The organism is Vibrio sp. JCM 18905 (assembly GCF_055393305.1).
Genome location: NZ_AP043880.1, coordinates 212,918 through 225,685 on the forward strand (window position 1 = coordinate 212,918; position 12,768 = coordinate 225,685).

General features: G+C 47.0%; 12 protein-coding genes. 8 read left to right on the forward strand and 4 right to left on the reverse strand.

The genetic code is table 11. The features are described 5' to 3' along the window. Positions 1 to 3: 3 nt before the first annotated feature. From dapF to ACZ5ZC_RS17645, 5 genes are all read left to right on the forward strand, one after another. Positions 4 to 834: a diaminopimelate epimerase gene (gene dapF / locus ACZ5ZC_RS17625; RefSeq protein WP_006743008.1), complete on the forward strand. Its 831-nt coding sequence runs from the start codon at positions 4 to 6 to the stop codon at positions 832 to 834. Further along, positions 828 to 1,559: a DUF484 family protein gene (locus ACZ5ZC_RS17630; RefSeq protein WP_006743009.1), complete on the forward strand. Its 732-nt coding sequence runs from the start codon at positions 828 to 830 to the stop codon at positions 1,557 to 1,559. Before dapF ends, ACZ5ZC_RS17630 begins: the two co-directional genes overlap by 7 nt. Further along, on the forward strand, positions 1,525 to 2,457 hold the full coding sequence (gene xerC, locus ACZ5ZC_RS17635; RefSeq protein WP_085344475.1) for a tyrosine recombinase XerC: 933 nt from the start codon (positions 1,525 to 1,527) through the stop codon (positions 2,455 to 2,457). The genes ACZ5ZC_RS17630 and xerC overlap by 35 nt, the downstream gene beginning before the upstream one ends. 8 nt (positions 2,458 to 2,465) lie before the next feature. Next, complete coding sequence (gene yigB, locus ACZ5ZC_RS17640; RefSeq protein WP_006743011.1) at positions 2,466 to 3,182, forward strand: 5-amino-6-(5-phospho-D-ribitylamino)uracil phosphatase YigB; 717 nt, start codon at positions 2,466 to 2,468, stop codon at positions 3,180 to 3,182. A gap of 138 nt (positions 3,183 to 3,320) precedes the next feature. Beyond that, positions 3,321 to 5,807 carry an EAL domain-containing protein gene (locus ACZ5ZC_RS17645; RefSeq protein ID WP_164667071.1) on the forward strand — a complete coding sequence of 829 codons (2,487 nt, stop codon included), beginning with the start codon at positions 3,321 to 3,323 and terminating at the stop codon, positions 5,805 to 5,807. Between the two features lie 84 nt (positions 5,808 to 5,891). Here ACZ5ZC_RS17645 and ACZ5ZC_RS17650 read toward each other — a convergent pair whose 3' ends face one another. Continuing rightward, positions 5,892 to 6,497, reverse strand: a complete 606-nt coding sequence (locus ACZ5ZC_RS17650; RefSeq protein ID WP_054868110.1) for a tRNA-uridine aminocarboxypropyltransferase — start codon at positions 6,495 to 6,497, stop codon at positions 5,892 to 5,894. Beyond that, on the reverse strand, positions 6,497 to 8,047 hold the full coding sequence (locus ACZ5ZC_RS17655) for a COG3650 family protein (RefSeq protein WP_464932165.1): 1,551 nt from the start codon (positions 8,045 to 8,047) through the stop codon (positions 6,497 to 6,499). Before ACZ5ZC_RS17655 ends, ACZ5ZC_RS17650 begins: the two co-directional genes overlap by 1 nt. Before the next feature lie 47 nt (positions 8,048 to 8,094). Here ACZ5ZC_RS17655 and ACZ5ZC_RS17660 point away from each other — a divergent pair, with 47 nt between their 5' ends. Next, positions 8,095 to 8,565 (forward strand): EVE domain-containing protein, encoded by a 471-nt coding sequence (locus tag ACZ5ZC_RS17660; protein ID WP_046874390.1) that lies wholly within the window; start codon positions 8,095 to 8,097, stop codon positions 8,563 to 8,565. Between the two features lie 52 nt (positions 8,566 to 8,617). Here ACZ5ZC_RS17660 and ACZ5ZC_RS17665 read toward each other — a convergent pair whose 3' ends face one another. Together ACZ5ZC_RS17665 and ACZ5ZC_RS17670 are read right to left on the reverse strand one after the other, a co-directional pair. Next, complete coding sequence (locus ACZ5ZC_RS17665) at positions 8,618 to 9,442, reverse strand: Cof-type HAD-IIB family hydrolase (RefSeq protein WP_005393831.1); 825 nt, start codon at positions 9,440 to 9,442, stop codon at positions 8,618 to 8,620. Between the two features lie 237 nt (positions 9,443 to 9,679). Further along, positions 9,680 to 10,687, reverse strand: coding sequence for an alpha/beta fold hydrolase (locus ACZ5ZC_RS17670; protein WP_046874389.1), 1,008 nt, complete (start codon positions 10,685 to 10,687; stop codon positions 9,680 to 9,682). A 65-nt stretch (positions 10,688 to 10,752) separates the two neighbouring features. Between ACZ5ZC_RS17670 and rhtB the strand changes: the two genes are divergently transcribed. Further along, complete coding sequence (rhtB, locus tag ACZ5ZC_RS17675) at positions 10,753 to 11,370, forward strand: homoserine/homoserine lactone efflux protein (RefSeq protein WP_005393828.1); 618 nt, start codon at positions 10,753 to 10,755, stop codon at positions 11,368 to 11,370. Between the two features lie 24 nt (positions 11,371 to 11,394). Then, positions 11,395 to 12,618 (forward strand): EAL and HDOD domain-containing protein, encoded by a 1,224-nt coding sequence (locus tag ACZ5ZC_RS17680; protein ID WP_005393827.1) that lies wholly within the window; start codon positions 11,395 to 11,397, stop codon positions 12,616 to 12,618. Positions 12,619 to 12,768: the final 150 nt, after the last annotated feature.

The window sequence follows — 12,768 nt, forward strand, 5'->3', positions numbered from 1 at the left end:
CAAATGCATTTCCACTTTTCCAAAATGCACGGTTTGGGCAACGACTTCATGGTCGTCGACTGTATTACCCAGAACGTGTTTTTCTCGCAAGACCTGATCCGCCGTTTGGCGGATCGTCATACCGGCGTTGGTTTTGACCAATTGCTTGTGGTAGAAGCCCCTTACGACCCTGAAACTGATTTCCATTATCGGATTTTCAATGCCGATGGTAGTGAAGTCGAGCAGTGCGGGAATGGCGCGCGCTGCTTCGCGCGCTTTGTTCGCTTGAAAGGGTTGACCAATAAATACAGCATCAGCGTGAGCACCAAAAAAGGAAAGATGATTCTCAACATCGAAGATGATGGAGAAGTGACGGTCAACATGGGTGTGCCAGAGTTTGAGCCGAACAAAATTCCTTTCAAAGCCAAGCAAAAAGAGAAAACCTACATCATGCGCGCTGGTGAAAAAACGTTGTTCTGTGGCGCGGTAAGCATGGGTAACCCGCATGTGGTGACGGTGGTCGATGACGTGGATACTGCTGATGTCGATACATTAGGCCCGCTGCTTGAGTCGCACGAGCGTTTCCCAGAGCGCGTCAACGCTGGCTTTATGCAGGTGGTGAGTCGTGACCATATTCGTCTTCGAGTTTACGAGCGAGGCGCAGGTGAAACACAAGCTTGTGGTAGTGGCGCATGCGCGGCGGTAGCGGTAGGGATTCTTCAGGGTCTGCTGGATGAAAACGTTAAGGTTTCTCTACCAGGTGGTGAACTGCGAATTGCGTGGCAAGGTCCGGGTAAGCCGTTGTTTATGACCGGACCTACAACGCATGTATTTGATGGTCAATTGTCTTGCTAGTAGAAGAAAAAGGAAACGGTTTGTCTCAAGTAGAAGCAGATGCCTTAACGGCTGAAGTGGTGGCCGAGTACCTCAAAGATCATCCCGATTTTTTTGTGCAGCGTCCGGAGCTTGTGGATCGTCTATCTTTCCCACACTCAGACTTGGGTGCGGTGTCTTTGGTGCACATACAAATGAATCGCCAACGTCAGCGCATTGAAGAGTTAGAGGAAGAGATCACCACACTGATGTCGCTTGCGGCGAACAACGATCGCACCTTTTACGAATTTATGGATTTGCAGGGGCAGATTCTAAAGTGTGGTGACTTTAAACAAGTCATTCATTCTATTGAAGAGAAAGCTAAAGCACTTGGCTTACGCGCGTTTGTTCGATTGTTTAGTCAATGCGACGCATCGATTCAATTGAGTAAGGAAAGTTATCAACGTTTTGCGACCACTCACTTAAATGGCAAAGACGCGTACTTAGGACGTCTTCGCAAAGTGGATCGTGAAGCTTTGTTTGGCAATATGGATGTGCCGGAAATGGGGTCCTATGTGGTACTGCCGCTCGTGAAACAGCAAACACTGGGCGTGCTTGCTTTTTCTAGTGAAGATGGCGGCCATTTTCAGCCAGATATGGATACCTTGTTTTTGCGTCACCTATCATTAGTAGTGGCACATCTCGCTCAAACATTGGTATGGCAAAGTTACGATGACGACAACTCCCAACACTCCTCTGCCAAATAGTCTGCAAAAGCCTCTTGAGCGCTTCTATGAATTCTTACGAAGCGAAAAGGGGCTCAGCCTACATACTCAACGCAATTACAAACAGCAGCTAGAAACCATGGCGCAGCACTTGGCTGAAATGGGACTTAAAGATTGGTCTCAAGTGGATGCAGGCTGGGTACGCCAATTAGCAGGTAAGGGCATGCGGGAAGGCATGAAAGCCAGCAGTTTGGCGACGCGCCTCTCATCGCTGCGTAGCTTTTTCGATTTCCTTATTCTGCGTGGCGAGATGTCAGCTAACCCTGCCAAAGGGGTTTCAGCGCCACGTAAAAAGCGCCCGTTGCCGAAAAACCTCGATGTTGATGAAGTGAGCCAACTGCTTGAGGTCAACGAAGACGACCCGTTGGCTGTGCGTGATCGCGCCATGATGGAGCTGATGTACGGTGCAGGCTTGCGTTTGGCTGAGTTGGTGAGTGTGGATGTACGTGATGTACAACTGCGCAGTGGCGAGCTTCGTGTTATCGGTAAAGGCGATAAAGAACGTAAAGTACCATTCTCTGGCATGGCAACTGAATGGGTTGCCAAGTGGCTGAAAGTCAGGGGCGATCTTGCTGCGCCAGGTGAACCCGCCTTGTTTGTGTCTAAACTCGGAACGCGTATTTCGCACCGTAGCGTGCAAAAACGTATGGCAGAATGGGGACAGAAACAGTCTGTGGCGAGCCATATTAGTCCGCATAAATTGCGTCACTCGTTTGCGACACATATGCTCGAATCCAGCAATAACTTACGTGCGGTGCAAGAGCTTTTAGGGCACGAGAACATTTCGACGACCCAAATCTACACGCATTTGGATTTCCAACATTTAGCGCAAGCCTACGATCAAGCCCATCCACGCGCACGTAAAAAGAGCGGGGAGTGAGCCGAAGTATGAAATTCTATCGCCGTATTGAGCCCATTAAGGCCATGACCTTCGATCTTGATGACACGCTGTATGATAATTACCCGGTGATTATCCGTATGGAGCGTGAGTTGCTGGCTTGGTTGCAGCAAACACATCCTGCCGTGGCGCACATGGATAAGGCTGATTGGATGCAGGTAAAAAAACATGTGCTCCAGCAGAGACCGGATCTCAGAAGCGATGTGACGCTTTGGCGTTTAGTGCAGCTAAAGCATGGTTTTCTTTCAGTTGGCTATGATGAAGCGCAAGCTCAAGCCGCAGCTGAAGAGGGTGTGCAGCTCGCTTTGGATTGGCGCAGTCAGTTTGAAGTGCCCCAATCAAGCTTAGATGTTTTGACACAATTGGGAGAGCGAGTTCCGCTCGTGGCGATCACAAACGGCAACGTCGATTTAGATAAAATTGGCTTAACGCCGTATTTTCAATGTGTGCTCAAAGCGGGGCCAGATGGGTTAGCGAAACCCGCCACTGATATGTTTACTAAGGCGAAACGGTTCTTGGATATCCCAGCAGAGAACATTCTGCATGTCGGTGATCACCTAACCACAGATGTGCATGGTGCAAAGTCGGCTGGTTTTGCGGCTTGTTGGTTCAATGATATGAATAAAAATGTCATTAACCATTCAAAAACACGTACTTTACCTGATATTGAAATCAATAGTTTGCAGCCGTTACTCACACTTTTTTAATTGCTTTCGCATTAATCCATTCTAATCTCATTTTGTGTCTAGAAAAGCAGCGTAAAGCCACGTAAATTATTCACTATTAAGTAAAAAGAGTAACGCCACACGTCGTGGTGAAGATAGTGTTACGGCAGTGGTAGGTGCATGCGAGCTTTTTCAAAACTAGTTCATGATGTCAGTCAGTTAAATGACTTTTTAGTCACTTCTCAGTTCTCTTCAAGTAAACAATATTTGGTGCAAATATTGTCGACTCAATCACGCGACTTTACGACCACACTTGCGGACGCTGTTTTATTGTTGCTGCCGAATGCTCATGTCATGGGGCATAGTACGCGTAATGTCATTCTGGAGGGGGAGATATTTACCTCTGGCTGCCTGATCAGTGTGACTGAGTTCGAACAAACCACGCTTACTTCTGCCGTCCAAACCTACTCTTACTCCCCCGATATTGATGGTGGAGAGCTCAAACGCTCGCTTCTGTTGCAGTATAATTCGCAAGTGATCCTCAGCTTTGCTGTGCAAATTGAACGACGTGACTATCCCTTGTTTCAAACCTTCGCCAGTGAAGAAGTCGTGATCTCTGGAGGGTTGGCACAGAGTATTGATGATGGCTGTTGGGTGCTATATCAAAACCGAGTTTACGATAATGCCGTGGTCGCCGTAGCTTTGCACAGCGATACCTTGAAGCTATGGACGGATGCGTATTCGGAATGGAACCCGATTGGCATGCCACATAAAGTCACCCATGCAAAAGGAACGCGCTTGTATTGCTTAGGTGAACAGAAAGCGTTGGACGTATACAAGCGTTACTTGGCGGATGGGCATGACGTGACGCTGAGTCAACTGCTCAGCTTTCCTTTATATCGAGAAAGCTTGGGGCGCAAGGAAGTTTGCACGGTAACGGAGCTGCACGCTGATGGCAGTATGAGTTTCGACAGGCCTTGGTGTCTTGGTGACGAAGTACAATTTTGCTATAACCACCCCTCATTAACGCTCGAACAGGTGCGACATGGTGTGGTTGAGTTAGCCATGCACCAACCTGAAGTCGTGATGATTTTTAACTGCGCGTCACGGTTAGACTTTATTGACAGCAGCGACGAAGTCCAAGCCTTCAAAGATATCGCGACGACGTTTGGTAGTTATTGTATGGGGGAACTGCATGGCGGTATTGGACAGCCAGAAATTCTTCATCACAGTCTGACGTATTTAGCGATGCGAGAGGGAGATGAAGTACAAGCATTGAACTTGCCTAAGTCGCCCGTTAGCTCCTCTATTTCACCATTGTTTAGCTTGATTCGAAATGCGATTGGCGACCTCAACCATATGAATGCGCATATGGGGTATCAACTCGATCGCCAAACGCGCAAGTTACAAGAAAGCTATCGGCGAGATAGTCGCACTGGATTACAAAACCGAGTCGCGCTGCAAGAACGGCTGAGTAGCATTGATTTGGATGAGCACTTGCTGACTCTAAAACTACTTAACTTCAGCCATATCAATGAAAAATACGGTTATAGAGTAGGGGATCAGCTACTTAAAGACCTCTCAATGCATTTTACGAATCGACTGCGAAAGCGTTTTGGCATGCCAACGGCTTTGCAGCTTTATAGTATTGGGGTTGGTGAGTGGGCGTTCATATTTAAAGCTGACCAAAGCAGCGAAACCATCAAACAGCACTTTACTCGTTTTGCCGACGCGGTAGAGCAAACTAATTTTGAGCCAATTGGTCTGCGCGAAATAGATTATCTTTCTATCTCGCTGTGCGGTGGCTTAGTGAGTCGTCGAGATTTTCCATCAGCTTCTGCGGATGAGCTATTGCTCAAAGGCATTGAAGCGAGGCGTTCCGGTGTGCGCAGTAATACCCATATCTGCAATGCGAAAGACATCGAAGTCAGTGAGGATGTACGTAAAGAGCAACTTGGATGGTTGAGTTGCGTCAGTAAAGCCATTCTCAAACAGAACATCATCACCTATAGCCAGCCGATAGTGCATGCGGATAGCCATAAATTGGCAAGCCAAGAATGTTTGGTTCGCATTTTGGAGGAGGATGGAACGGTGATTGCGCCAGGGCGCTTCCTGCCTATTATTTCCGATACGCATCTTTATACTCGATTGAGTCGGCACATGATCCATTCTACGTTACATTACATGCGAGATAAGCAAGGTGACTTTTCTATTAACTTATCGCCGCAAGATTTGCTTAGTGATAAAACTTTAATGCTTTTAGAGCATGAAATTTGTCAGCTCAATGACCCTAGGCGAATTGGTTTGGAAGTGTTGGAATCTGAGCAAATCAAAGACTACGGTCGAATGATCGAAGTATGCAGTCATTTCAGAAGTTTAGGAGCGCGTATCATTGTTGATGATTTTGGCTCAGGCTATTCCAATATTGATGAAATCCTAAAGCTGGAGCCGGAAGTCATAAAGCTCGATGGCAGCTTGATCCGTGATATCGATAAAGACTTAAAGCAGCGCAAAATAGCTTCTCAGTTGGTGCGTTTATGTCAGGTGTTTAACGCGGAGACGGTGGCGGAGTTTGTCCACAATCGAGAGGTGTGCAAAATCGCGCAGGATATGGGCGTCGACTATCTGCAAGGCTACTACTTGGGTGAACCTACGCGTTTGTTTTAGTTGTGTTTCACGTGAAACCATTCCAATAAAAAAACGCAGCCTTGGCTGCGTTTTTTTATTTTGAGCAATTCGGTTTTAGTTGAGTTAGCTCGGTGATTGCTTGAGAGCGTGTCCACTTTTTTCGGCTTGAAATAGTGCAAGGTAGTGAGCAAAGAATGTGAGCATTTTTTGCTGGTTATTTTGCTCGCCTAGTTGTCCGAGTAAATGTGCGGCGACTTCAAACGTGCACAAGTTACCTTGTTGTTGGTTGCGTCGCAGCTGATATTGCGAGTCTGCCGATGTAGACAGCGCCATAGTAGGGATACTTTCTAACCAACGGCTCTTGTTGATCATCTTGCGCGCCTCTTGCCAGGTAGCGTCCAAAATAATAAACAGCGGATTTTTGGTTTGTTGCTGGCTTTGGAGCGCCACATGTTCGAGTGTGACGCTTTCTTCACTTGGGAATAGAAGCACTGGATACAGCGACGGATCAGCTAATCGAGCGAGCAATTCTGCTGGTGGTTGTTTTCGGTCCCAGGTTACTCGCTCAATATTGAGTTGGCACTGCTCTAGTAGCTGGCCGGTATTAGTATCACGCGTCAGTTCATTCGGATGCATCAACAGCAAGATGTTGTGCTCGCTGGTAAGTTTCGGCACCAGTGAGCACATACAGTTGAATTGAAAACCACAATTTGGACACGGTTGCGACATTACAGACGAACTCCTTCGCGAACCGGGCTAATCCCATCCGAGAACAGACGCACGCCACTGATTTGGTTTGGCGTTGCCGTTGGTGCCATGCTTGGGTTGAGTGGGTAGCTAACCCCACTGTATTGCATCACGTGTTGGGCCGCCTTAGATCCGCCACCGCTGACATTAAAAATAAGATCTCGCCAGCCATGAGAGGTTTGTTGGCCGAGCATAATTGGGCTTTGTACCAGTGTGATGCGGCTATTGAAGCGCCACTCTTTTTCGTGATGTTCAAATATCAGCAATGTACAGCCACCGGAACCACACCAATCCAGCTGTACTAATAGCTCTTCGTTACCATCGCCGTTGAGGTCGTAAGTTAGCCAACGGTACTGGTTGTTGTTGGGGTTGGTTTGGTGAATGAAGAAGTAGTTGCGCACGGCGGCATCTACTTTGGAGTCAAACTCCGCACTAGAAGGTACGTCTGCACTGCTGATGGGCTTGTTAGCGCGTTTCTCGGCTGGTTGCATCATGCCCTCATCACGAGTGGTGGCAGGGTAAAGCACTAAACCACCATCGGCGATTGGGTATACCAAGTTACCGACTTTTTCTTTGGTCGCTTTGAGCTGATTGCCTTCTCGCGTAAACAGTCGTTCTGACATCAGTCTTTGTTGTTGATGATGCGTCATGACGACTTGAACCTGAGACGGACTTAATTGTTGCCAGTACCCACGCTCGATTAACGGTGCTTGCCCATTAGCGTAACTGTATTTTGTTGTGGCGCTGTGGTCTGGGTTTAAGGTCATTTGCACCTCAAAACCTTGTGATTGGGTTGAAGTCGCGACATAGGTATTGGCCCAGCTAAGCGTAGCGTCCACGTTTGCAGCCGTACCACAACCTTGATAAGTGTCGCCATCATGTTTTAGCGTCGCTTTCCAGCCATACAAAGAATCACTCATCGTATCTGAGCAGAGGTTTTCTGTTAGGCGAAGTTCACCATCTTGTAGTTGATATGTGCGCTGGCGAGGTTGAAGTTGACTGCTCTTAATCGCTAATTTTTTGGTTTGTTTGCCGATTTGCTGGAATGTCAGTCCATTAGCCTCAAAGCTTGCCGACCAAGAAGGCTCATTACCAAACACGCGAGTTGGTTTGTTTGGTTGCTGACAACGGTTTGGATTTTCCGTTGTGAGGAAGTTCACTTGTTCCACGACAAAGTTAGCATCGAAATCGGCAGAGAACCCATCGATGCCCGGTGGGTTGAGATGGCCGATAACCTCGCCATACATGGTCTGGTAAGGCTCGTTATTTAACTGAATTGCTCGTTGCATTTGCTGTGGTGACAGTTGTAACCAATATTGCTTGTCGCTGCCACAAGGCATGATGTATTGACTCTCGTGACCGACGATCACTTTTCCACGTAGCATAAAGGTTTGAGGTTGAATGGTGTCAGGCTTATCTAAGGTGGCTGGTGGAGAAGTTGGGTCGGCAGCGCCAGATTGTGGCGGCTGCGAACTACATGCTTGCAGAACCAGCAGAGTGGCAAGCGCCACTGGGTTTTTCAAAGCCTTCATGTTATATCTTCCTCATTATTGTTACTCAATCGGCATCGGATGGCATTATGGCATATTGGTTATTTAAAACTGAACCAGATACCTTTTCTATTGACACGCTTCGAACCCAAAAGGTTTCATGTTGGGAGGGAGTTCGTAATTATCAGGCGCGCAATATGATGCGTGACCAAGTAAAGGTGGGCGATTTAGTCCTGATTTATCACTCTTCTTGCAAGAATGTTGGCGTTGCCGGTATTGCTAAAGTCGTGAGAGAAGCCTATCCCGATCATTTCCAGTTCGATCCTGAAAGCGATTATTACGATCCAAAGTCAGACCCAGACAACCCGCGTTGGATTATGGTGGATGTCGAATTCGTGCGTAAAACGACGCGAGTGATTCCGTTATCGGTGATGAAAGCGATGCCAGAACTTGAGAACATGCCATTGGTGAAACGTGGAAATCGCTTGTCGATCATGCCTGTGGCAGAAGAAGAGTGGGAAGCGATCCTTGGCAAAGAGAAGTTGCCAAGTCAGCGATAAAAGAAAAGGGCTGCGAATGTCAGCCCTTTGTTATTGTTTGGAGTATTGCTGCTTATAGCAAGTGATCTTGTAGGTAGTGTGCAACCGCATCTTCTGCATTGCTGCCAATCACTTCGTTATTTGGCAATGCTTTCATCACTTTCTCGTGTGATGTACCCATGACCAATCCTTTACCTGCCATCGACAGCATTTCTACGTCATTCATGCCATCACCAAATGCCACGCAATTTTCTAACGTGAGGCCGAGTTTTTTCGCTACCGCTTCAAGAGCATGGCCTTTAGACACACCTGCACTCATTACTTCCAAGCACCATGGTGTTGAAAACGCAATATTCAGCTTATCGCCAAATTGTTCACGTAGTTTGTTTTCAAACACCACCAAGCGTTCGTGGTCTTGTGCTGGATGGGTGAAGAAGATTTTCGCAATACCGTCAGTTGGCGCTTGGTCTTCATCGAATAAGACGTATGTGAATTCGTCATGGAAATCACGCAATGTTTCGTCGTCTTTGTTCATCAACCAACTGTCATTTTGATACATGTGGATAAGTATTTCTTGATCGTGCTTGATCGTGTCGATCACGCCTTGAACCAGTTCTGCAGGGACATTCTCGCTGTACATCAGCTGATCTTCCTGGTCATGCACACGGGCACCGTTCGAGGTGATCATGTAAGCCGGAATACCGACCTGACGACGGATGCTCGCAACGTCTACGTGGTGACGGCCTGTTGCAAAGACAAAGGTGTAACCCTTTTCATGCAGCGCTTTTAGCGTCTCTTTTGAGTAAGCACTGAGCTGATGGTTTGGTGCGAGTAACGTGCCATCCAGATCAGAGGCAACGATTTTAGTGATCTCTTTGCAAGGTAGCGATGTGCTCATGAAGTCCTCGTAAACGGTTTGGATAGTGTGGAACAGGTGAATTGCAAACGGAGTACAGCAGACTGACTAGATCATGCTGCTCCGAATGCGGGGGAACTTTGGTCGGTTGCATCTGCATGGTTCAACGCAGCCAGACCCAAGCAGTGTACGTCAAAATGAGGATGAAAAAGAGGGCAAATCAATGTGCAGACATTTCCTCTTTAATCATGGCCGTGAAATGGTCGCCTAGAGTTCTTATTATGTTTTTTCGTTTGGCGATGATTTCGGGTCATTCATAAAGCGGAAGATCGCATCGAGTGCTTGATTACGATACTGGTCGGTCTCGAATAAGATCTCATGCTGTGCGCCTTCGATAGAAAGTAGCTCCGCATATGGGTTGGTTTTACGCAATTTATCGATAAAACGTTTTTGTGCCAGATTGCTGACAATACGATCGTTCCCAGCTTGAATCAGGAGCACCGGTACTTTGACTTGGCGAGTCAATAAAAAGCATTGTTTTGCTGCCATTAGCCCTTGCCATACCCATCGAGTGCTCGGTCCACCGACTTGCAGTTCCGGTTTTTCCGTATAGAGATTTCGGAACCATTGGTAGCGACCATAGCTTTGGCTGAGCGGGTTATCTTCAAAGGGTTTAGGAAAGTAGGCCTGATGTCCTGGCGCATAACGTGGCAAAGTGGATACCGCTGACATAATTTGTGTCACTGGAATCGCTATTGGTGATAAGTACCATGGCAGATTAATACCAAACATAGGCGCACTAAGAATCAAACCAGTAAAGGGATGCTCTGGGTGAGTTTGCAGATAACGTGTAGCGATTGCGCCGCCCATGGAGTGGGCAATGATGAAACATTGCTGATAGTCGCTAAGGTCGTGTTTGTTTACGACCATGTCCATATCGTCAATATAATCAGTAAAGTCATAGACGTGACCCATATCTGAGTCAGACAATAGACGATCTGATAAACCTTGTCCGCGGTGGTCAAAGGAATAGACGTCGAAGCCTTGGCGATAGAGATCGTAAAACAGTTCTTGGTATTTCCAGGAAGATTCAATGCGCCCATTAACGATGAGCACGGCTTTTTTATGTTCTGGGTTGGTCAGTTTGCACCAGTAGATGTTCTTTTTCTCAGTTCCTTTAACAAAGCCTTCTTGGCGAGTTTGCCAAAGTGCCGCGATCGGACCACCAATTGCTTGCTCAAATAATGACTCTTGAGTATAAGTCAAAGGTGAATGGTTAGTAGCCATTAGTCGATTACCTGAAGATACGTTGTTTACGCGATGTATCATCGAAGAATTAGTGAGGAAATGCAATGGATACCCACGTCTGGTTAGCTTATGTAGTAACTGCAATCGTTTTTAGTTTGGCTCCGGGGTCTGGCACGGTGAACTCAATCAGCAATGGTTTGAGTTACGGTACTCGCAAATCTTTGGGGGCTGTGATCGGTCTCCAAATTGGTTTGGCCATTCACATTGCGTTAGTTGGGGCGGGAATTGGTGCGCTGGTCGCACAGTCGGCAACGGCATTTTCTGTCATTAAATGGGTTGGTGCGGCTTATTTAGTTTGGTTGGGTATCCAGAAATGGCGAGACACCTCCAGCTTGGTGGCGGCTGAGAGCCACAAAGACATGTCTGGCATGGCACTCTTGTACAAAGCTATTTTGATTAACCTGACGAACCCTAAATCGATTGTTTTTCTGGTGGCGTTGTTTCCACAGTTTATTGACCCGGCACAAGACCAACTGACGCAACTGTTGGTGCTTGGTGTTACGACTGTTGTGATCGACGCGTGTGTGATGTTGGGTTACACCACCTTGGCGGCGCAAATGGGACGTTTTATTCGCTCCGATAAAATCATGGGGAAAATAAACAAAGTCTTCGGTTCAATGTTTATGGGTTGTGGTGCATTATTAGCAGCTGCAAAGTCATAAGCCATTTATAGGTCCTTCTTTAGCATGAATACAACGTATGTTGCTCGCCAGCCGATCTTTAACCGCAAAAGACAGACGCTGGGTTATGAATTGTTGTTTCGAGATGGTGAGAGTAACGCATACCCTTCGCACATTGAGTCAAACCGGGCAACATACCGATTAATTGTCGAGAATTTCCTATCACTGGGCACTAACCCAGTGATTGCTTCTTCGCGATGCTTTATCAATTTTCCTCATCAAAGCTTGGTGCGCCGCTTACCGCGCAGCTTGCCAAAAAACAAAATCGTCGTCGAAGTCCTGGAAACTTGCCAGCCGACCGATGATCTTCTCGATGCGATTCGCGAGTTGTATCGAGAAGGTTATTTGATCGCGCTGGATGATTTCACCTTAACGCCGGAGTGGCGTCGCTTCTTACCTTACGTGCACATCGTTAAACTCGATATCATGGCAATGGGGCTGGAAAAAGCGTGTGCGTTGGTCAAAGCTCACCTTGCTAAACGCGTCAAATACCACTTTTTGGCGGAACGTGTTGAAACCGCAGAAGAGTTTGAGCAAGCCAAAGCGGCTGGCTTTAAGTTTTTCCAAGGCTACTTTTTTAGTAAGCCATTAGTTTCGCAAACAAAATACGTGAGCCCTGAGCAAGTGTTAGCGCTACAGCTTTTTCGTGAAGTCTGCTCACCAGAGCCAGACTTTACTCGTATTGAAACCATCATTACGCAAGATGTCGCGTTGTCGTACAAATTATTGCGCTTTGTAAATACGCAAGCGCCAAACCTCGCTGTCGAAATCAGCTCGTTTCGTCAGGCCTTGATCTACCTTGGTCAGGATAATCTTAAGCAGTTTGTCTCCTTGGTCGTGGCGTCGTATATCTCTAGTAACAAGCCTCGAGAGCTGTATCACCTTTCATTACAACGAGCGCAGTTCTGCCAATTAATGTCGCGTTATCAGCCATTTTCCCACCTCAACGAACAAGGGTTTATGGTCGGCTTATTATCGATTTTAGATGCGATGCTTGATTTGTCGGTGGAATCTTTAGTCAAGCAATTGCCACTCAGCGAATCCGTACAACAAGCCTTATTACATCGCAAGGGGGTTTATGGTGCGCTGATTTCTCTCGAAGAGTGTTACGAGCGTGCCGACTGGTCAGGCGTTGAAAAAATCACGACGCAGTTGGGATTGTCTTTGGAAGAGGTCAAGCTCTCGTTAGGCGAAGCGGTTCGCTGGAGTCAAAACGTCGCAACCGCGTAAATTTCTGCCGTATCTTTATTCTCTCTAACCGTTCTTCTCTCAATCTTTATTGGCTGTTTCGATGTGAAACTTTTATGACGATGATGGGATCACTCTTGACGACATCTCAGAGTTAAATAAATATATACGCATATCCATATATAGGTATGT

Bases quoted from the DNA above. Each gene is read 5' to 3' on its own strand.
- dapF (WP_006743008.1), top strand. From the start codon at position 4: ATGCATTTCCACTTTTCCAAAATGCACGGTTTGGGCAACGACTTCATG.
- xerC (WP_085344475.1), top strand. From the start codon at position 1,525: ATGACGACAACTCCCAACACTCCTCTGCCAAATAGTCTGCAAAAGCCT.
- yigB (WP_006743011.1), top strand. From the start codon at position 2,466: ATGAAATTCTATCGCCGTATTGAGCCCATTAAGGCCATGACCTTCGAT.
- ACZ5ZC_RS17645 (WP_164667071.1), top strand. From the start codon at position 3,321: ATGCGAGCTTTTTCAAAACTAGTTCATGATGTCAGTCAGTTAAATGAC.
- ACZ5ZC_RS17650 (WP_054868110.1), bottom strand. From the start codon at position 6,497: ATGTCGCAACCGTGTCCAAATTGTGGTTTTCAATTCAACTGTATGTGC.
- ACZ5ZC_RS17655 (WP_464932165.1), bottom strand. From the start codon at position 8,047: ATGAAGGCTTTGAAAAACCCAGTGGCGCTTGCCACTCTGCTGGTTCTG.
- ACZ5ZC_RS17660 (WP_046874390.1), top strand. From the start codon at position 8,095: ATGGCATATTGGTTATTTAAAACTGAACCAGATACCTTTTCTATTGAC.
- ACZ5ZC_RS17665 (WP_005393831.1), bottom strand. From the start codon at position 9,442: ATGAGCACATCGCTACCTTGCAAAGAGATCACTAAAATCGTTGCCTCT.
- ACZ5ZC_RS17670 (WP_046874389.1), bottom strand. From the start codon at position 10,687: ATGGCTACTAACCATTCACCTTTGACTTATACTCAAGAGTCATTATTT.
- rhtB (WP_005393828.1), top strand. From the start codon at position 10,753: ATGGATACCCACGTCTGGTTAGCTTATGTAGTAACTGCAATCGTTTTT.
- ACZ5ZC_RS17680 (WP_005393827.1), top strand. From the start codon at position 11,395: ATGAATACAACGTATGTTGCTCGCCAGCCGATCTTTAACCGCAAAAGA.